Annotated in this window: 12 protein-coding genes, 2 pseudogenes and 1 riboswitch; of the genes and pseudogenes, 6 read left to right on the top strand and 8 right to left on the bottom strand. The window is 38.0% G+C overall.

Translation table 11 applies throughout. The features are described 5' to 3' along the window. The first annotated feature begins 166 nt into the window (after positions 1–166). From R4Z09_RS04420 to adhE, 3 genes and pseudogenes are all read left to right on the top strand, one after another. Positions 167–1,390 carry an MFS transporter gene (locus R4Z09_RS04420; RefSeq protein WP_338451156.1) on the top strand — a complete coding sequence of 408 codons (1,224 nt, stop codon included), beginning with the start codon at positions 167–169 and terminating at the stop codon, positions 1,388–1,390. Positions 1,391–1,581: 191 nt separating this feature from the next. Beyond that, a pseudogene (locus R4Z09_RS04410) lies at positions 1,582–3,042 on the top strand (RNA-guided endonuclease InsQ/TnpB family protein). Positions 3,043–3,243: 201 nt separating this feature from the next. Continuing rightward, the gene (gene adhE, locus R4Z09_RS04405; protein WP_338451153.1) at positions 3,244–5,847 is read left to right on the top strand and encodes a bifunctional acetaldehyde-CoA/alcohol dehydrogenase; all 2,604 of its coding nucleotides are present in this window, start codon (positions 3,244–3,246) and stop codon (positions 5,845–5,847) included. 98 nt (positions 5,848–5,945) lie between these two features. On the opposite strand, the gene R4Z09_RS04400 is transcribed toward adhE, so the two are convergent. The 6 genes from R4Z09_RS04400 to R4Z09_RS04375 form a co-directional block, all read right to left on the bottom strand. Beyond that, positions 5,946–7,175, bottom strand: a complete 1,230-nt coding sequence (locus tag R4Z09_RS04400; protein ID WP_338451152.1) for a homoserine dehydrogenase — start codon at positions 7,173–7,175, stop codon at positions 5,946–5,948. 162 nt (positions 7,176–7,337) lie between these two features. Continuing rightward, positions 7,338–7,444, bottom strand: a riboswitch (SAM riboswitch). Between the two features lie 59 nt (positions 7,445–7,503). Continuing rightward, positions 7,504–8,865 (bottom strand): aspartate kinase, encoded by a 1,362-nt coding sequence (locus tag R4Z09_RS04395; protein WP_338451151.1) that lies wholly within the window; start codon positions 8,863–8,865, stop codon positions 7,504–7,506. A 185-nt stretch (positions 8,866–9,050) separates the two neighbouring features. Then, on the bottom strand, positions 9,051–9,986 hold the full coding sequence (locus R4Z09_RS04390; protein ID WP_338451150.1) for a dipeptidase: 936 nt from the start codon (positions 9,984–9,986) through the stop codon (positions 9,051–9,053). Positions 9,987–9,988: 2 nt separating this feature from the next. Beyond that, a complete protein-coding gene (dat, locus tag R4Z09_RS04385) occupies positions 9,989–10,834 on the bottom strand; it encodes a D-amino-acid transaminase (protein ID WP_338451149.1) in 846 nt (281 codons plus the stop codon). A gap of 140 nt (positions 10,835–10,974) precedes the next feature. Then, positions 10,975–12,339: a DUF2252 domain-containing protein gene (locus R4Z09_RS04380; RefSeq protein ID WP_338451148.1), complete on the bottom strand. Its 1,365-nt coding sequence runs from the start codon at positions 12,337–12,339 to the stop codon at positions 10,975–10,977. Between the two features lie 136 nt (positions 12,340–12,475). Beyond that, positions 12,476–15,187, bottom strand: a complete 2,712-nt coding sequence (locus tag R4Z09_RS04375; RefSeq protein ID WP_338451147.1) for a dynamin family protein — start codon at positions 15,185–15,187, stop codon at positions 12,476–12,478. A 348-nt stretch (positions 15,188–15,535) separates the two neighbouring features. On the opposite strand from R4Z09_RS04375, the gene R4Z09_RS04370 reads away from it, so the two are divergent. From R4Z09_RS04370 to R4Z09_RS04360, 3 genes and pseudogenes are all read left to right on the top strand, one after another. Continuing rightward, entirely contained in the window at positions 15,536–17,200 is a 1,665-nt protein-coding gene (locus R4Z09_RS04370; RefSeq protein ID WP_338451146.1) for a glutamine--tRNA ligase/YqeY domain fusion protein, read from the top strand. Positions 17,201–17,982: 782 nt separating this feature from the next. After that, complete coding sequence (locus tag R4Z09_RS04365; RefSeq protein ID WP_338451145.1) at positions 17,983–18,426, top strand: hypothetical protein; 444 nt, start codon at positions 17,983–17,985, stop codon at positions 18,424–18,426. A gap of 439 nt (positions 18,427–18,865) precedes the next feature. Further along, positions 18,866–20,242: pseudogene (locus R4Z09_RS04360) on the top strand (MATE family efflux transporter). 30 nt (positions 20,243–20,272) lie between these two features. On the opposite strand, the gene R4Z09_RS04355 reads toward R4Z09_RS04360, so the two are convergent. Next, a complete protein-coding gene (locus tag R4Z09_RS04355) occupies positions 20,273–20,503 on the bottom strand; it encodes an excisionase family DNA-binding protein (protein ID WP_338451144.1) in 231 nt (76 codons plus the stop codon). Positions 20,504–20,641: 138 nt separating this feature from the next. After that, positions 20,642–21,301 (bottom strand): alpha/beta hydrolase, encoded by a 660-nt coding sequence (locus tag R4Z09_RS04350; RefSeq protein WP_338451143.1) that lies wholly within the window; start codon positions 21,299–21,301, stop codon positions 20,642–20,644. Position 21,302: the final 1 nt, after the last annotated feature.

Below are 21,302 nucleotides of genomic sequence, written 5' to 3'. Positions count from 1 at the left end.
AGCTATTTGGATGATATTTAGTTCGATCATACACGTTTTCTGAATATTATTGAAATATTTTATCCTACTAGAATGTTAATTCCTTCATTTTTTTTAGTAAATGAACTATGATAGAGAATATATATTTAGATTCACGAAATAATTCGAGGAAAGAAGTGTTTATAAAATGCTAGAACGAAAGCAAGCTCGTCGTAATCTAAGGATTATGTGGTTTGCAAACTTTTTTGTCGGTGCCAGTATGACGATGGTACTCCCCTTTATTTCATTATTAATTGAAACCTTTGGGGATTACTCTTCAACATATGTACAGCATTGGGCAGGATGGACCTTTGCTGTTACGTTTGTAACGGCATTTATTTTTGCACCATTATGGGGAAAAATTGGAGATCATTACGGTAGAAAGAAAATCCTTATTTTCTCAGGTCTTGGACTGGCATCCTCTCTTTTTTTAATGGGATTCGTTTCTTCCGTTTGGCAGTTATTTATTCTTAGATTTTTTACTGGTATCTTTACCGGGTTTATTCCGATGTCACAGGCATATATTTCGACGCAAACACCTAAGGAAACGGCAGGAAAGGTTCTCGGGACCTTACAAACTGGTAATATAACCGGAAGTTTGATGGGCCCGCTGCTCGGAGGAATGCTCGCGGATTCAGTCGGCTTTGCCACTACATTTCAAGCAACTTCCTTCAGCATCATTATTTCTGTCATTCTTGTCTTAACAACAAAGGAATTTAAACTAAAAGCAAAAGCTGACGAAAAGAAAAGTTACTCAAGTAAAGAGGTTTTAAGCCATATTATTCATAATCCTGTTATGATCACCGTCCTGCTTTTATCCACGCTCATTCAGGTCGCTAATTTCAGCATTCAACCGATTCTATCCTTATTTGTGTCTGAATTACACGGTGTGTCTAATTTAGCCTTTTTCTCAGGACTGGCCTTTTCCTTAACAGGGCTGGGAAATTTAATGATGGCACGAAAATGGGGCAGCATCGGCGACCGCTTTGGACATATTAAACTGCTGGTGATCCTCTTATTTGTTACAGGTCTTGTTTATATGCCGGGTGCCTTTATAACAGAATATTGGCAGCTCCTGCTTATCCGTTTTGTACTTGGAGCAGCGATGGGCGGACTCATTCCTTTAAGAGTTGCCTACATTCGCCGGGAAGCACCGATCGCCATGCAAGGAGAGGTACTTGGTTATAATACAAGTCTTCAATTTTTAGGTAATATTATCGGCCCATCCATAGGCGGGATTATTTCAGGCTATTATGGTTTTTCGTCTGTTTTTATAACCACAAGTGTATTACTGCTTATTTGCGGATTTATCCTATTATCTGCTGTCCGTAGACAAATGAAAGCTGTAAAACCATCTGTTAAAGCGAGCTGAACTTATTTGAATGTAGGAGACTGATTGAAGATGTAATTCAATCAGTCTCTTTTTTTATGTAAAAAAGCCAAGAAAACCCGTAACTTCAGTCGTGGGATGAATTGGCTTTTTCCTTTTTTAAAACGTTGAATGGATATCATTTTACAAACATATGTTCTGTGTGGTAAAATATTCTTATAGGGGGTGAACGTATGGGCTTTGAAAATGAAGTGAAAAAAGAGTATCGAACCTATCAAATAGATATTAAAAAAGGACATAAATTATATCGATATTTCGATGAAATCTGTTTAAATAGCAATAACCTCTATAACATAACTAACTTCTATATTCGACAAGTCTATACTGCTTTGAACCAAGTTAAGGAGTTGCAACCCTTACAAAAAGAAGTAATGGATACGATCCGAAACAACCTTCAATAAATGAATGACATCCAATCAAATGCTTACCTTAAAAAATTACAAAAAGAGGCACTTAAACCTAAAGAAAAACGAAAAGAAATAAAGCAAAATCTATTTGGTTTACCGACAAAAGAGAATTCATTTCTTGGCTATAACTTTCTTGATTGTTTGTTTAAAACGATGAAACAAAAAGATTATTATTCTTTGCTAGGTCAAATAAACCAGCAAGTCCTCCAAAATGTTGTTCAAAACTGGAAAAGTTTTTTTGTAAGCCTAAAAAATTATAAAATTCATCCGGAAAAGTATAGTGGGAGACCCTCTATTCCCGGTTATTTACCAAAGGGTGGTCGGAAAGAAACCATACTTTCTAACCAAATTTGTAAAATAAAAGAGGGGAAGTATTTAAAGTTTCCTAAAACAAAATTCCAGTTGAACATCGGAAAACTTGCCCATTTGAATGGCCGTTTGCAACAGGTAAGAATCATACCGAAATATGATTCTTTTACAGTAGAATTGGTCATTTTTAAAGGAGAAATAGCAGAAGTATTAGCCAAAAAAGAACGATGTATGGGGATTGATTTAGGTCTTGATAATATCGCCACAGTGATATCTAATACGGGTATGACTCCGATTTTATTTAAGGGAGGAATCATAAAATCTATTAATCAGTGGTATAACAAGAAGCGGAGTCACTATTACGCTATACTCCGTAACGGTAAAAAGAATCATGAGGGGTCCTTCCAGTCAAAAAGATTGATAGAATTAGATAAGTATAGATATAGAAAAGTAAAAGATTTCTTGCATAAGGTAAGTTTTAATATCGTTAAAATAGCAAAAGAAAACAAAATTGATACCATTGTGATTGGTAAAAATGAGCATTGGAAACAAGAAGTCCATCTTGGAAAGAAAAATAATCAAAACTTTATTCAAATTCCTCATTCTCTGTTAATCGAACTTATTACGTACAAAGTAAACTCTGAGGGTTTGGCAGTGATCTTAACAGAGGAAAGTTATACATCAAAGGCTAGTTTTCTAGATAAGGATGATATTCCAACCTATCAATCGGGGAATACTACGAAACACCTCTTCAGCGGAAAACGAATAAGTAGAGGGATGTATCGAACAAAAAATCTGCTCCTCATAAATGCGGATGTCAACGGAGCAGCAAATATTCTACGAAAAGTAATCCCAAAGGCTTTCACCAATGGGATAGCGGCTGTGTGTTCCACGCCACAAGTGGTCAATGTGCGTTAGCATAAACCCTGAAACTCATGTCTTTAGTCATGAGAGGTTCATCAATTTCCTATTAATTATTGATCCAGTGACATAAGTTACATTTCAACTAATTAATCCATTAATTCGACAACCACAATGTAAGCCCTTTCATTTATAATGAAAACTGTACCAAACATTACCAATCTTCATAAAAGCATCTATTAATCGGGGGGTTTTGACATGACTATTAAAGAAAAAGAGTTAACCAAAGAAATGGCTGTAACTAAAATGATTGACACTCTAGTATCAAACGCCCAAGAAGCTTTAAAACAGTTTAAGAATTTCAACCAAGAACAGATTGACAACATCGTTCATGAAATGGCACTTGCAGGTATTGACCAGCACATGCCATTAGCTAAGCTAGCAGTTGAAGAAACAAAACGTGGTGTTTATGAAGATAAAATTATTAAAAATATTTTTGGTACAGAGTACATATGGAATACAATCAAGCATTACAAAACTGTAGGAGTGATCAATGAGGATGAACTTGTCGGCGTTGTTGAAATCGCTGAGCCAGTTGGCGTTATTTGCGCAATGACACCAGTTACAAACCCAACTTCTACAACCATGTTTAAATCATTAATCTCAATCAAGGCCCGTAACCCAATTATTTTTGCGTTCCACCCATCTGCCCAAAAATGCTCTAGTGAAGCTGCAAGGATTTTAAGAGATGCGGCTGTTAAAGCTGGTGCACCAGAAAACTGTATTCAATGGATTGAAAACCCATCATTAGGAGCAACTACACAGCTAATGCATCATCCTGGTGTTTCTTTAATTCTTGCAACAGGCGGAAGCGGAATGGTTAAATCTGCTTACAGCTCTGGAAAGCCGGCACTTGGCGTAGGACCTGGAAACGTTCCTGCTTATATTGAGAAGACAGCAAAAGTAAAACGCGCTGTCAATGACGTCGTTCTTTCCAAGACATTTGATAATGGAATGATCTGTGCGTCTGAACAAGCCATTATTGTTGATAAAGAAATCTATGACACTGTTAAACAAGAGTTCATTTCTCTTAACTGCCACTTCCTAAATGCCGAGGATAAAGCAAAGATTGAGAAATTAGTAATTAATGAAAACACTTGTGCAGTAAATCCATTTATTGTTGGACAATCTGCCGTTGACATTGCGAAAATGGCAGGTGTAAAAGTTCCAGAAGGCACGAAAATCCTGATTGCAGAATTAACAGGTATTGGTGCTGATCATCCGCTTTCTCGTGAAAAATTAAGCCCGGTATTAGCATGCTATAAAGTGAATTCTACTGAAGAAGGAATCAAACGAGCTGAAGAAATGCTTGCATTTGGCGGACTTGGCCATACTGCAGTTATTCATTCTACAAATCAAGAAGTGATCGATGAATTTGGCAGAAGAATGAAAGCCGGTCGTCTTGTTGTAAACCAGCCATCTTCTCAAGGGGCAATCGGTGACCTTTATAACGCATTAGTTCCATCATTAACACTTGGATGCGGATCTTTTGGAGGCAACTCTATTTCTGCTAACGTAACGACTACACATTTAATTAACATCAAGCGCATGGCAAGGAGAAATAAGAATATGCAATGGTTTAAGGTTCCTCCAAAAATCTATTTCTATAAAAACTCAATCCAGTACTTGGCCGTTATGGAGGGTATACAAAAGGTTGCCATCGTAACAGACCCATCCATGGTTAAGTTTGGATATGTAGATAAAGTCATTCATTATTTAGAACAGCATCCAAATCATGTTCACTATCGAATCTTCTCTGATGTTGAGCCGGATCCTTCTCTTGATACAGTTATGAAGGGTACAGAAATGATGAGAAACTTCGAGCCGGATGTAATCATTGCATTGGGCGGAGGATCTGCAATGGACGCTGCTAAAGGTATGTGGCTGTTCTATGAACACCCAGATGTTGACTTCTTTGGCTTAAAGCAAAAGTTCTTAGATATCAGAAAACGGATTGTAAAGTATCCATCTCTTGGCAAGAAAGCTAAGATGGTTGCGATTCCAACAACTTCCGGTACTGGTTCAGAAATGACATCATTTGCTGTTATTACAGATAAAACAAACAACATGAAATATCCATTAGCAGACTATGAATTAACACCAGATGTAGCGATTATTGATCCACAGTTTGTTATGACACTACCAAAAGGTGTAACAGCAGATACAGGTATGGACGTTTTAACCCATGCAATTGAAGCATATGTGTCTGTTATGTCCAATGATTACACTGATGGTCTTGCTATAAAAGCGATTCAGTTAGTATTTGAATATCTGCCAAAAGCATATGCAAATCCAAGTGACGAAGAAGCACGTGAAAAAATGCATAATGCTTCTGCTATCGCAGGTATGGCATTCACAAACGCATTCCTTGGCATTAACCACAGTTTAGCACATAAGCTTGGAGCCGAATTCCATGTTCCACACGGACGTGCTAATGCTATTCTTATGCCGCATGTTATTCGTTACAATGCAACAAAACCAACAAAATTAGCTGCATTCCCTAAATATGAGCACTTTGTTGCTGACGAGCGCTATGCTGAAATCGCAAGAATTCTCGGTCTTCCTGCCCGTACAACTGAAGAAGGCGTTGAAAGCTTAGTACAAGCAATAATTAACCTTGCTAAGAGCATGAATGTTCCTATGAGCATCGAATCACAAGGAATTGATAAGAAGGAATTTGAAATCAAGTTAGATCTATTATCAGATCGTGCTTTTGAAGACCAATGTACAACAGCTAACCCTAAGCTTCCGCTTGTATCTGAGCTTGCTGAAATCTATCGCAAAGCTTACAAAGGCGTGTAATACAACGACTAACAGTTATTTGTGAAAATATTTACAATACTAAAGGCCGGTGGGATGTTTTATACATCTCATCGGCCTTTTTATTTAAAAATAAAATATTAACCAATATTAGCGTACTGCTGTTTATTGAGGAGCTGAAAATTGCCTTCAATCGGATAAATAGCCACTCCATCATTTTCTTGTTCAAATCGAGTTAAATCTGCCTCTCTACCCTTTATATAGAATACTCCTTCCTGAAGCTGTTCAACTTCTTCAAGAGAATCCACTATACAGAGATGATCCAATCGTTGATTGAATATAAGCCTTTGCCCCACTTCTTCACCTTGATCCTCTAGTTGTCGCTCATCATGCAGGCGGACTGAATCGTGTTTTTCAAATAAATGAAGAAGATCTTCAATAACAGCACTTGCCGTCGGCAGCTTTCCCGCACCAGGTCCTGTCAATGTAATATTCCCTACAATATCAGCATTAATGGAAACCGCATTTTGGACACCTTCGATGCTGTAGAATGGATGTGCATTGGAAAGCAAGACCGGCTGTACTTTGCATTGAATGTGGTTTTCTTGCTTTTCCAGCTTCACAACATGCTTAAATTTCAAGCCAAGATTAGCTGCGTTTTCGATTTGTTCCTGTGTAATCTGGCTTATTCCCTTTCTAATGATATTTTCTTCTTCAGGATGTTCCCCAAACACAACCTGACTTAGGACAAGTGCTTTATAAAGCGCGTCAAACCCTTCAATATCATTGGTCGGATTTGCTTCTGCATATCCCTTATTTTGTGCATCTGCGAGAACCTGCTCAAACGGCAGGTCTTGCTCTCTCATATTAGTAAGAATATAATTTGACGTGCCATTAATGATTCCCTCTACTTTGGTAATACGGTTCACCTTCAGCAATGACCTTAGTGTTTGAATAATCGGAATCCCACCAGCAACTGTTGCTTCAAAACCAACTGAAACATGTTGTTTAGCTGCAAGTGACAGCAGCTCCTGTCCATGAAAAGCAAACATTTCTTTATTAGCCGTTACAACATGACAACCCTTTTCTATCGAACGTTTTATATATGTAAAACCTGGTTCCTTCCCGCATATAGCGTCAATTACTATATCTAAGTTAGGGATTTGCATTACATCTTCAAAGTTATCAGTTAATAAAACCTCTGAATCAGAAAGGTGATGTTTTGTAATATTTTTCACCAGCACCGCAACTATCTTAACTGGTTTTCCTAAATAATATTGAATTCGCTCCTGGTGTGTTTCAATCGTTTCAAATACGCCTTTCCCCACAGTTCCAAATCCTAATAATGCAATGTTAATTGAAGACATCATGCATCCTTCCCTTCTGCGTCTCTCACTCTTTATACAAAACTTCTAAACATTATGAACTTAATAATCATTGTGTTATCAGTGTAAGCTTCTTATCTACTAAATTTACGAAAATGAAAATAGCCTCTTCTAACATAAGAAGAGGCCTTTATCTATATGATCCTCCTCTTATCTTTCAGAAAAATAAATCTGCAGAAATTAGCACCTTTTCAAGTAACCTTGAAGGTTGCCGGGCTTCTCAGGGTCTGTCCCTCCGCCACTCTGGATAAGAGATATATAATATTAATAATTTTTTATAAATTATATCAATTTCAATTTCGAAGTTCAATAGTTATGCTAATACTGATGCAAAAAATTCGTTGTATAGAGCTTGAACGGCTCTTTTCTCGTCATGAGCCTTTACACCGAACATCATGCTTACTTCTGATGAACCCTGATTAATCATATCGATGTTGATTCCTGCATCGGCAAGTGCTTTAGAAGCTCTGGAAGTTGTGCCGACATTATGACGCATTCCTTCTCCAACAACCATAATTAATGCAAGATGATGTTCAATCTCCACTTCATCTGCATGAAGCTCGATCTGGATTCGCTTAATAACTTCTTTTTCTGTCGCTTCATCCATTTGATCCTCTCGAAGAATGACTGTTATATCATCAATTCCAGACGGAACATGTTCATAGCTTAAATGGAATTCCTCAAGAATCTGGAGAAGTTTGCGGCCGAAACCAATTTCTCTGTTCATTAAATACTTTCCAATATAAATTGAACAAAAACCATCATCACTTGCAATTCCAATCACAGGACCATTGGTATTTGAACGTTTATTCACAATTTTTGTCCCAGGTGCAGAAGGATTATTTGTATTTTTCACCTGCACTGGAATACCTGCGCGGAATGCAGGAATCAATGCTTCATCATGGAATACTGAGAATCCTGCGTAAGAAAGTTCACGCATTTCACGATAAGTTAGTTCACGAATTTCCTTTGGATTTTGTACAATTGTAGGATTAACAGTGTAAACGGCATCTACGTCTGTAAAGTTTTCATACAGATCTGCTTTCACACCATTTGCTAAGATTGAACCTGTAATATCAGAGCCGCTGCGCGAGAATGTTAACACATCGCCCTCTTTGCTGTAGCCAAAGAATCCCGGCACAATCAAGATTCCTGTCCGCTCACGTAAACGATACAAATTATCATAGGATTCCGGAAGTACTTGGGCATTACCCGGTTCGTTTGTTACGTAAAGTCCAGCTTCCTTCGGGCTGACATAATGTGCTTCTACACCTTTTGATTGAAAATACGCTGCTACAAGTTTTGCATTATTGTCTTCTCCGCTTGCTTTCATCGCTTCTATAAACAACTCAGGCTTACTTTTATCTTGATTCATAATCGAGCGTAAATTTTGCTCGATATCATCAATAACTGCCAAAGGGACTTTTAATTCCTCTGCGATTAGAGAATATCTATTTAAAACAGCCTTTAATTCTTCTTCAACCGCATTCCCTGCTAAACATGCTTCACCTAATGAGATTAATTGATCTGTCACTTTAATATCATCACTATACCTTTTTCCAGGTGCTGATACGACAACAATTTTTCTTTCAGGATCAGACAAAACGATATTAAATACTTTTTCAACCTGAGTCCCTGATGCTAAAGAGCTTCCACCAAATTTTACTACTTTCATTTCGTCATCTCCTATATCCTAATTTTCAGTCAAATTATTTCCTTATTATCCCCCCTTTTTTAAAAAATTGCAATAGTTTTTTCCTCTCTATAAAGACATTTGTTTTTCCTTTAAAGACATTCGACATTTTTTTCCTAATTTAAAGAAAATAGCTTATAAAAACCATGTTAATATTCTGCATATTATTACAAATCCTGCGGCCGGTTATTAAGAAAGTTTTGATAGGCAAACCCTTTGACTTCCTCTTCTTTAAAATAAAGCAGAAGCTTATTAATTAAATTTGGATGTTTTGATGCATCTTCTAAATTCTGAACGAATGTCGATATTCCATCAAAATCAGATCCTAAACCTATCTGTTTTTTACCTCCTAATGAGCAAAAATGATCAATATGAGCAATCAGCTCATCAATCGTTGCCGGCGCTCCGTCTTCTTTAATAAATTCCGGATAATAAACAACATGGATCATGCCTCCGCTTTTAAACATCGCTCGCGCCTGTTCATCTGTCAAATTGCGGGGATGATTACAGAGCTTGCGGGAATTGGAATGACTCGCAATTGGAAATTGGGCCAGCTTGATTACATCCCAAAAGGACCTTTCACTTAGGTGGGAGACATCCGTTAATACGCGATGCTCATTATTCCACCTGACAATCTCTTTTCCAAATGCAGTCAGTCCGCCTGCGCGCGGCTCTAGAGCACCATCAGCTGCAAGATTTGCATGATTCCAAGTTAAACCGATTGAACGGACACCAAGCTGATACAGAATATGAAGCTTCGCCATGTCATTGCCAATGGATTCCACTCCTTCCAATGTCAGCATGGCCCCGATTTCTCCATCCTCTAAATGGTCAAAATCAGACCATTTCGTAATCTGTTTCATTTCCGGATTCTTCGCCAGCACTTCACGGTAAAAATAGTCAATCTGTTCAAGTGCAGCCTGAAACTGCTGATCTGAAGGAATGTCAGGCTCGATAAAAATAGCAAAACACTGTACTTTGACATTTCCCTTCTTTAATTTTTCCTTATTTGTATTTAAATCAGCTCCATCGGCAAAAGATAACGTTCCTTTTGCATCTCTAAGCTTCATTAGGGCATCGCAATGCAGATCAATAATATTCATAATTACTCCTTACAGTCTGCTACAAACTGCTGCAGTTTATGGTATAACTTCGTTGTAACCTCTCCCGGACGTCCGGCTCCAATTGTCTGCCCTTCTACAGTAACAATGGGGACAATTTCTGAAGTCGTATTGGTAATAAAAACTTCATCTGCTTGGAGGAGCTCTTCTTTTGAAAAAGATTGCTTGATGAAATCAACACTCACCTGCTTGCATATTTTCTTTACAGCCATCCTTGTGATGCCTGCGAGAATATGTCTTGATAGTGGGGCGGTATAGAGCTTTCCTTGTTTCACCATAAAAACGTTTGAGCTTGTTCCTTCTGTTATCATGCCGTTTCTAACCAAAATGGCTTCAAAGCACCCCTGTTCATAGGCTGTTTGTCTTGCCAGAACATTTGGTAATAAATTTAATGATTTTATATAACAATTGGACCATCGTTCATCCTCATGTAAAATGGCTGCTGCTCCGTTTACACGGATGGATTTTTGCAAGGGAACGATTTGTTTTACAGTCAGCGAAATGGACACAGGTACATTCGGAAACAAATGATTCCTTGCTGAAATCCCGCGAGTTATTTGTAAATAGACACAGCAGTCTTTTTCTCCGGACTTAGCAATTGCATCATGAATTAATTTACGAAAATCATCAATGCTATGTTCTATTTGTAGTTTAATCGCATTGCCGCTTTTTATTAGCCTTTCCAAGTGCTCATTTAACATGAAAGTCTTTCCATTGTATACACGAATCACCTCATAAATACCATCCCCAAATTGATGTCCTCTTTCTTCAATCGGAACGGCCAATTCATTCAATCCAATATACCTGCCATTTATATAGCCAATATCCATGGAAATCCCCCTTATGACAGTCATCGTCCTGATTGATCATCAAAGTTCATTATTTAATGTTTATTCGTGTAACGCAAAAAGAATCTCATGTTTTGAGACTCTTTTTCCAAATGTTGATGCATTTCCAATCATTTCCTCTGTTATGATTGAATGATTGGTTCTGCAGCTTGATTAAATTCTTTATTTACCCATTCACAGAATAACTCGTAATCTCTTTTCACCTGTTCCTTATATGTGATGGAAGAAAAGACAATCTGAGAACAAAATGTTTCAAATTGATCTCCTATCGCTGATAAAATCGCTTCCTCACTATGGTGCGCAAAAAGGTCATCGAGAAAGTCTACATCTGCGCGGGCATGAATTTTTGCCGTAATTCTTCCCATTATGTCTAACGTTGAATCAATATCCGCAGTCGTTTGCATGACTTTTGCTTTTACTTTCTTTTTATACGGCGACCGTTCCCGAACATAGAAATGACGATCATCTATCGTTAAATAACCTAAGTAAGGGTCCTCCAAATGATGCATCGCTTTTTGGGTAGTAATGACACGGTGCCCCTGGTGCTGATATTTTTGCCAGAATAATTCTTGGTACGGCAGGAAATAAGCAGGAATCGGCGTGCGGACTTCTTTTACCTCTAATACTAAATCATCCTGTCCAAGTGCCTCTTTCCCGCCCTCGACTAGAATATAGTATCGCTCAAGCCCGATGGAGGCGGTGCCTGAGCCAGACTTTCGGGCAATATCCTTAATCGAATAATGGGAACGTTCCCGTTTATCTTCAGAGTCTATTGAATGAATATACGCCTCCCATAAAGACATAAGTGTTTTACGTTCTTCTTCACTGACAGGCTTAATCTCATCGGACCAAGCAAAGACGCGCTTGTTTTCTTCATTTATAAAAGTGATATCCCTTAATAAATGATTCGTTTGTCTTTTGAGCAGTTTTTTTAACACTTTATTCACAGGTCCATTTGTATTCTCTTTTGTAAAGGTTAATGTGATTGGGTCATCTTTTTTCTTTATAAACCGTTTTAATTGCTTATAGTAGGCCTCTAGGTAATGTACGATTCTTTCTTTCTGTTCCTCTTCATTTAAGGATTGTGCTTCACAGAATAAAGCAATACTAGTCGACATTCGCAAAACATCGTATAAATAGGAGCCAATGTACCCCTCATCAAAATCATTTACATCGTAAATAATGTCTCCATGCTCATTCTGAAAGGCGCCAAAATTCTCCATATGTAAATCGCCTTGAATCCATGCCGGCTTGTCCTCCGGTGTATGAAACGAAAACGGAACATTGGACATGTCATAGTAAAATAAATAGGCACTTCCGCGGAAAAAACGAAACGGATTTTCCATCATTTTTTTATATTTCTCTTTGCGTTGTTCACGAGTAAGCTTCATGCACTGTTCATCAAACTCATTCAAGACCGTCTCAATCATATGTTGCCGCAGCATTCTTCTCGTATCTTTTACTTTGTTCAGCATAACTGTTCCCATCTACAACACTCCTTTTAACTGGTCGCGAATCGTCCTTACTCTGGGATGCTAATACATGCTGTATTCATTTAATTTAGAGGAGGGTTTAAGCTGTCCGGCCTCATTAGATCCCGAAAGCTTAAACCCTCCCTTTCCCTTAAACAGGTATTTTACTTTCCTTTTGATCCAGCCACTCGTTCTGACGAAGCTTTAATTCAAAGAATGTAAGCGGGTCCTGATACCATTCAGGATTTTCCCTCATTTTACTTAAAGCATCCTTATTGGAACTAATCTCCCTACGCGATTCCTCAACCGTTTGATTCAAGATAGCCAATGGGTTTCTAAAGAAAATCCTGATATCACGTTCAATCGACTTTTCAAATAATTCGAAAGGCTGCAGAAATCTATTTACAATAAGTGCAGCTGCCTCATGATAATCTTCTGTTTCCACATATTGTTTATATTTGTTATAAATCATCGTTTTATTTTGCGTAATATTTCCAAGCAATTTCCCTGCACTCTTTAATAAAAATTGGGATGGCGTAAAGCGCAGCAATATATTCATCTTTTCCCAATGAATTGCTGTCGTTAACCGGTCTGCATCACGGCGCCAGTCATCAAGGACCTTGAAGTCACAGTCAAGCTGCAGTTTATCTTCATCATACAAGGCATTAAAGCTGTCACACATCTCATTGATTGTAAATTGTACTTCATTAAATTCAGCTGTACTTTCCTGAATCCAGTTTTGAATAAGCTGGTAGTATTCAGGCAGGGCCGTTTCAGTTAAATAACTTTCTACCTGATGATTCATCTCATCATTTAATTCAAGATGCAGCTTTCCAAAATCGCTGTTTTCTTGAATATACTCAGAGCAGCCTCTAAGAATCTGTGGAATCTTTTCGAGCAATTCGGCTTTCATTTTACTCTTTATCGATTGATAGCCTCTTGAAATACTCCGCACCTTTTCCACTTCTTTATCCCCAATTTGATGGATCGCTCCATTTAATTTGGAAACCATTTCCTCATTCCATTTAATCGAGTCGACAAGAGAGTTTTCTTTTTCAATCCGTTTATTTAATAAATACACGATCAATCTTCTAATAAAATAAAGCAGGTTCGTTGTCCGTCCGGCTATGAGATTCTTCTGTTTATAATGAGCAGCAAAGAATTTCCCAAAATCACTTCCTTGGCTGTTCTCTTCATAATGCGGAGAAAACGCAAATACGCCGGCATTTGGCATGTTACTCTTTACTTTTGTCTTCGTTTCAACGATTGTCTGGTCCTGGTCATCATAGACTGCATCCATTTTATTCAGGAGAAAATGAATATCCATATTCGGCATCTTCTCTTTAATTTGCTGAAGTACCTGCTGTTCTTTCTCCGTGAAAGGATTATTTGCATTCAATACAAACAATACACCGTCTGCTGCATGCAAACAGGACAGTACTTCATTGCTATCATTGATGCTTGGCGTATCCATAAACGAGATGCGATGCTTCTGTAAGAATGAACTATCCAGCTTCGCATGATAGGAACGCTGATAACGGAACGAAGGCTGTTCCTCAATTCGTTCAACCTCAATAATTTCTGAATCTGCAATCTCCCTAATCCCCGGCTGCTCATCATAATCTAGCAGAACTAACGCTTTGTTGTCTTCAGGAAGGATAGGATTTCCAACCATTGAATTGATACAAGTGGATTTTCCACTTTCATCCGTTCCAACCACTAAAAGCTTATAAGAATCCTGATTCTTTATAGCATTCATAATCCATGTCAATGATTTGGTGACATGTAAATCATGCTTATTCGCCCAATGTAGGACCTCATTTGACAGTCTTACCGCTTCATCATAACCGTTCGTTTGTTTTTCCAATTCTAATAATCTATTTTCGGCCTCATAGACGGTTGAAGAATCTAATGTTCTTGGAAACATTTCATTCCAGGAAATAACCGCAGCTGCTGCAGCTAATGCATGACTTGAAACGCATATTTTCATCCAGTTCGTTAATAGACTTGGAATCGCTGCTCCAACTTCACTGATCAAATGTGTCCCATTGATTAAGCTCAAATAAGACTCCTCATATAAGCCTGAAAGAGTATTCCAAGAACCGACATTTTCCGAAGCAATTCTTGTGATGACCCGGTCCATGACCATCACCCAGGAAAGATGGGCTTCACTTTTCTTAAAGTTATTCCAAAGGGCTGAGGAAAGCTTTTCAAAGCGCTCGCTATCCACCCTTGCTAAAATAAACAGACCCTCTTCAAAGAATACAGGTTCCTTTATTTGCGTTACTCCTTTGCCGGCATACCCAATCATGGCATCATACCATTCAACTGACTCAAGCCTTATCGCTTCATCCCATGCAAGCTCAATAGCGCTTGACCAGTCTTGGTGCTCTTCAAAAAAGGAACGTGCCAGTGCCGTAACATTTTCATAATCAGGATTTTGCGATACCGTTTCCTTGATTACCTGGCTGGCGGACTCAGAATTCTTCTGCCTTATATATAATGAAAATAAATGCAAGGCTATTTCTGTCTGCAATGTCATATCCTCTGTTGCAATTGATTTATAAATTTCTTCTGCAGTCGGTAATAATCCAAGTTCAAAATAGGCATCCGCCATGTTTTTCTTCGCCCATGGTTCCCATTCATTTTGGATATTTTCCCATTTAAAAATCGCCGCTTCAAAATCCTTATAATGAAAATACACTTCCCCTTGAGCAAACCGAATCGCTGATAAATCAGGAATATCCTTTTTCTGCTCTTCCATATATGCTTCTCCGAGAACTTGGATTGGAGCCACCTTCGGATCACCATTCAGAAATGTTTCATAATACTTTTTTTCAATTAAATGTTTTTCTGTTGTCACAACTTCTCGCCCCCCAAGTAAAATTCACTCATTATCTATATGTAAATATTACTCTGTCTAACACATAAACGCATAATTACCCTATCCTTGTATTCTACCAAACATATACGAGCAAACATAATGTCATTATACTTAAATTTTTGTATCATTTTAACACAGTACCGTGCCGGGGGACAGTCCCCCGGCGCTTTAAAGCGTTGGGGGACTGTCCCCCAACGCGCTACTGCGATAAAGGTTGTTGTCGAAAAAATATGGTTATAATAAGAAATATATCGCAATTTCATTTAAGGGTTGCTTTTTTATTTGCTATAATAGTGTAAATATAAACCTAGGAAAGGCTGATTTAGGTTGGAAAATAATTCGTCTAATTTTATTAAGAGTATTATAAAGGAAGATATTGAGTCAGGAAAACATAAAGAAATCATTACTCGTTTTCCTCCTGAGCCAAATGGCTATCTACATATTGGTCATGCTAAATCAATTGTTATTAATTTTGGGCTGGCAGATGAATTTAACGGCAAGACCAATTTGCGCTTCGATGACACAAATCCAGCGAAGGAAGACCAGGAATATGTTGATTCCATCAAAGAAGATGTAGCATGGCTTGGATTTGAATGGGACGGACTTTTATACGCTTCAAACTATTTTGATGAAATGTATGAGCGTGCTGTATTATTAATCAAAAAAGGCAAGGCCTATGTTGATGATTTAACAGCGGAGCAAATCCGTGAATACCGAGGTACCTTAACCGAACCGGGAAAAGTGAGCCCATATCGTGATCGTTCAATCGAAGAAAATCTGGATCTGTTCGAACGGATGAAGAATGGCGAATTTGAAAATGGTACGAAGGTACTAAGAGCTAAAATCGATATGTCATCGCCAAATTTAAATTTGCGTGATCCTGTCCTTTATCGCGTTGCCCATGCAACACACCATAACACAGGTGATAAATGGTGCATCTATCCGATGTACGATTTTGCCCATCCGCTTGAGGATGCCATTGAAGGTGTAACCCATTCTATTTGTACAACTGAATTTGAGGACCATCGTCCGCTTTATAATTGGGTTGTAGCCGAATGTGAAATGGAAAGCAAGCCGCAGCAAATCGAATTTGGACGCTTGAATATTACGAACACCGTTATGAGTAAACGTAAGCTGAAACAACTGGTCGACGAAGGGTATGTGGATGGCTGGGACGACCCGCGTATGCCGACAATCTCAGGGCTCCGAAGAAAAGGCTACACACCTGAGGCGATTCGTGAATTTGTAAAAGAAACCGGAGTTTCTAAAAATGCCGGAACGGCTGATTCAGCCATGCTGGAACATTTTGTTAGAGAAGACCTTAAGCTGAAGGCACCTCGTACAATGGGCATCTTACGTCCATTAAAAGTTGTCATTACCAACTATCCAGAGGGACAGGTTGAAATGCTTGACGCGGAAATCAATCCGGAAAATCCAGAAATGGGAATCAGACAAATCCCATTCTCCCGTGAAATCTATATTGAACAGGATGACTTCATGGAGAACCCGCCTAAAAAATATTTCCGTCTCTTCCCTGGCAACGAAGTGCGTTTAAAGCACGCCTACTTCATTAAATGTGAAGAAGTGATTAAGGATGAAAATGGAAATGTGATTGAACTACGTTGTACGTATGATCCTGAAACAAAGAGCGGAACAGGCTTTACCGGCCGAAAGGTAAAAGGAACCCTCCATTGGGTTGAGGCCACTCAAGCGATTCCTGCTGAATTCCGTTTGTATGAGCCATTAATTTTAGACGATGAATTAAACGAAGCAGCAGAGTCGGGAGAAGAAACAACTTTCCTTGACCATGTAAACAAGAATTCATTGCAAATTATTCAAGGCTTTATCGAGCCAAATATGAAGGACGTCAAGCCGCAGGACAAATTCCAATTTTTCCGTCATGGCTATTTCAATGTAGATCCAAAGCACTCTACAGCGGAAAAACCAGTCTTTAATATGATTGTTTCTTTGAAGAGTTCATTTAAATTATAAAATGAAAAAGGCCTGATTCTTAGGATATGCAGTGGCGATAATATGAAGAAAATGTAAAAAGACATTCGAAATCACAGCAAAAAAAGCAAACAAAAACGCATGGATATGAACTGCACCCCCGATTGTTAGTTGTGTCTAACAATCGGGGTGCAGTTCAATAACAGTAAAACTCTATGCGTTTAATTTTTTACTTTTTTGTGGACATTGAGTACGTTATTATCATAAATAACGCTGTTTTGGAGAGTCTTCGGACACTGAGTATGTTATTTACTAATAAATGCGAAAAAATAACAACCTTTCAGATAAATAACGGAATATACGTCCGGTAAAAATGTGAAATCACAATTATTGTTTGCAAATAACGGAACATGCGTCCTATTAAATATATACATAATATTACAATTTTTCATACGACATAATTAACCTAGTAAAAAACATTACTTTTAACGCTCCAATTTACAAGATGTCAATAGTTATTGTCACTATGTTATTTGGTGTGTTTTTTGCTATGATTTTTATAACGCTAAAGTTCGATATTCATTAATATAACAAGGATTATAGGCTCTTATATCACTATGCGATTTATCCTGTCATTAATATGATTTTTTATAGATTTCTCCACAAAAACTGTACTGCTTATTCTTAGGATCAGGTCTTTTATTATGAAAAATTCATCCCCACTTCACACTTCTTATCATATATTAGACATATCATCTATCTTTGAATCCATGTATATTTAAAATCCAGTTTTCATACATTGAACTCATGGGGGTGAAACTTGATTGAAAAGATTGATATGGACTCCGGGTTTATTTTTAACCTCGATTTTGCCCAGTTGTTATCGGGACCCTGTTCAAAAGGAAATCCACTTTTATTTGCAAGATAAGCTTGCGTTCATTTCCCATTTAGAGGAAAAGGCTATAGCTGCCTTTGAGCACGTTACAAGGGACAATTATACAACGGATCAGGAACTCTATAATACGTTGATTTATGACATTATTCCAATTTATTACGAGTTTTTAACAAAGCTGGAACTCATTGAATTAACATCGCCTGAACTAAAAAAAATCCATGAAGACTGTCTTAACGGAGTCAATCTTCAATATAAAGCCTTTATCCATATGGCAGCGGCATTAGAAGATCTGGATACTGGAAAAATGAAAGAGGCAAATGACATGCTCATTCATGCTTGCCAATTAATTGTATGCCCATATGTTTATAGTTAGGTAGAAAAAACCACTGCCTAACAAGGCTCTCTATATATTCACAGCAAGAGCAGTGATTAATTTACTCTAAAAGCTTAGATAATCATAAATCTAAGTTTTTTCTTTTGGCTCTGGTAAATATGGTTGTTGATTTCCGTTCCAGGCACTTCGCGCACCATAGGGCCACCGCCGAGCCTCCTCGACACTGCGTGTCGGCGGGGTCTCTTCTTTCTCGCTTCTTCCGCAGAAGTCTTCGTGCCTTCCACTTCAATCAACCTGCTAACCAAAGCCAACATTGTACTATAACACAGCCTTTCTTTTATAAAACCCCCAGTTTTTAACAACGCTTACAGACCTTTTTGTTTTGGTTCAATGAAAGTATTCCTCTTTACTTTTAAAAAAATAGGATTAAAATAGATTGGTATTGTCAGATAAAAAGGTAAAGGGGCGCTAAAATAAGTTGAATGAACAAACCGACAACTATGACAGCTATAAAGAACAAACTCTCTTTCAAATAACGTGGCCTCTCTTTATTGAAATAGCCCTACATATGAGTATGGGGATTATTGCAACCTTCATGCTTGGTCATTATTCAGACTCCGCCGCTGCAGGCGTTGGTGTAGCTAACCAGCTGTTAAATATTTTTATTTTAGTTTTCAACGTAACATCCATCGGTGCAACGATTTTAGTTGGGCAAAAGCTCGGTGCAGGACAACTGCAGCAGGCAAGACAGATGGCCCGCTCTGCCTTTGGTATGAATTTCTGGTTTGGAGTCATTGTTGCTCTTATTGTCTTCATTTTTGGAGAACAGTTTTTAAAGTTATTTGATGTTCAAGGAAAGATATTTGAGTATGGACTTATATTTATAAAAATTTGCGGGCTTTCCCTGTTTTTTGAATCCCTCTCACTTGCACTCAGCGCTGTTCTCAGGAGCTATGGTTTTACAAAAGAATCTATGTTTGTCACAGCATTCATGAATCTGATAAGTATTGGTGGAAATATTTTAGCCCTATCAGGACTTTTCGGCCTGCCGATCACAGGTGTAACCGGTGTTTCATGAGCGATTGTGGCCGCACGGGCCATCTCTGTGATTGTGCTGCTTTTTATGGTTTATAAAAAGCTTTCATTCTCAATGAGGGTTCAGGACATCATAAGAATTAACATGGAAGATTTTCGAGGACTTCTATCGATTGGCCTTCCATCTGCTGGAGAAGGTTTATCCTATCAATTTTCGCAATTGATTATTACAGGTATAGTTGTATCTCTTGGTGCTGCATCCCTGGCAGCCCGTGTTTATATCCTTAACATATCCATGCTTTGTTTTATGTTCACGATGGCAATTGCCATGGGTACCCAGCTTTTAGTTGCCCGTTATATTGGCGGCAAGCAGTATGAACGTGCTTTTCAGCGCGGAATTCGTACCCTTAAAATAGCTGCAGCGGCCTCCCTTACGATATCACTGATCATCGCTTTTATTGGTTCACCAGTTTTAAGAATATTTACAGAGGATGTGAATATCTTATCAGTTGGAATACCTGTACTATGGGCAATCGTTTTTATTGAACCGGGAAGAGCGATGAACATCGTGCTGATGAATACATTAAAATCAACTGGTGATGCCCGTTTTCCGCTTATCGCAGGCATCATTTTCATGTGGGGAATTGCCGTTGTGTTTAGCTATATATTGGGTATTCATTTTGGATTAGGGTTACTCGGTGTTTGGATTGCCCAAGGAATGGATGAATGGATAAGAGGCATCCTTGCACTTAAACGTTGGAATAGCAGGCCATGGGAGAGAAGGATTAAAGTCAGTCATTTACGGACGAAAAAGGCTTAGACATCATGCACTGTCTAAGCCTTTTTTTCATTAGTCCTCATCTTTTATATCGCGGTCTTCTGGAATCGGCTCGTTCAAATATTCCTCAACCAGTTCTTTATACCTTTCAAGCTGTTTAAAATGAGTAGTAAATTGATCTTTGCTGATTAAATACTGCTGGCCGTCATGAATGGTACGAATACGCCTTTGCTGGACGAGCTTTTCAATAACAGTCTCAGATAAGGACAAATACTCTGCAGCCTCTTTTAGTGTTAAATACACTTCCTTCGTCACTCCTAATATTTCGATATAAATTCTATTATAGGGTTATTTTACATCTATAGATTAAATTCTTCCATAAAAAGAAAAAAGCGTCCCTTTTATCGGAACGCATTTTTCATTGTTATATGGAAAAGTGAATTATTTCCCAATTTTCTCTTGGACTGCATCCATTGCAATCCAAGAAACTAAATCATTTTTCATTTCTTCAGTCACTACATGTCCAGAAGGATAGATGGTATATTTGACAGAACCTGCATGCTGCTGTAAATACTGATAATTTTCTAATCCAATATGGGGTGGAAATATCTCATCCTTTTCACCCTGCATGACGAGAAAAGCAGTCTGCTGAATGGATTTAAGAGGGAATTCTTCCTTCACAAATTCAGGAATATAACCATTCATAGCAACAATTCCCTTAATTGAGTCCCCAAGAATTAAGGCAAGACTCATACTAAGGATTGCTCCTTGGCTAAAACCTATCACATACTTCCGTTCTTCATCAATTGGATAATGTTTACATGAATTTTCAATAAAATCTTTCAAATTCTCTATGCTGGAATCGAATAATTCACGCTCGGGATTACCATAGCTTTTTAAATAATAATAAGCATACCCTTCTTCATATGTAAGATTCCCACGTATTCCAATTAGAATAAATTCTTCCTTTAGACCTCTAACTAATGTGAGCATGTCCTCTTCGTTATATCCGATTCCATGTAATCCGAAAATAACAGGATACCTTTTGCCTGTTTCCAAATTTGATGGTAAGTGAACAGTGTATTCAAATGGACTTTGCATA

Source organism: Niallia oryzisoli, from assembly GCF_036670025.1.
GTDB classification, from domain to species: domain Bacteria; phylum Bacillota; class Bacilli; order Bacillales; family Cytobacillaceae; genus Bacillus_BD; species Bacillus_BD oryzisoli.
The sequence above is the reverse complement of the archived record's forward strand: the minus strand, read 5'-3'. Positions and strand labels throughout refer to the sequence as shown.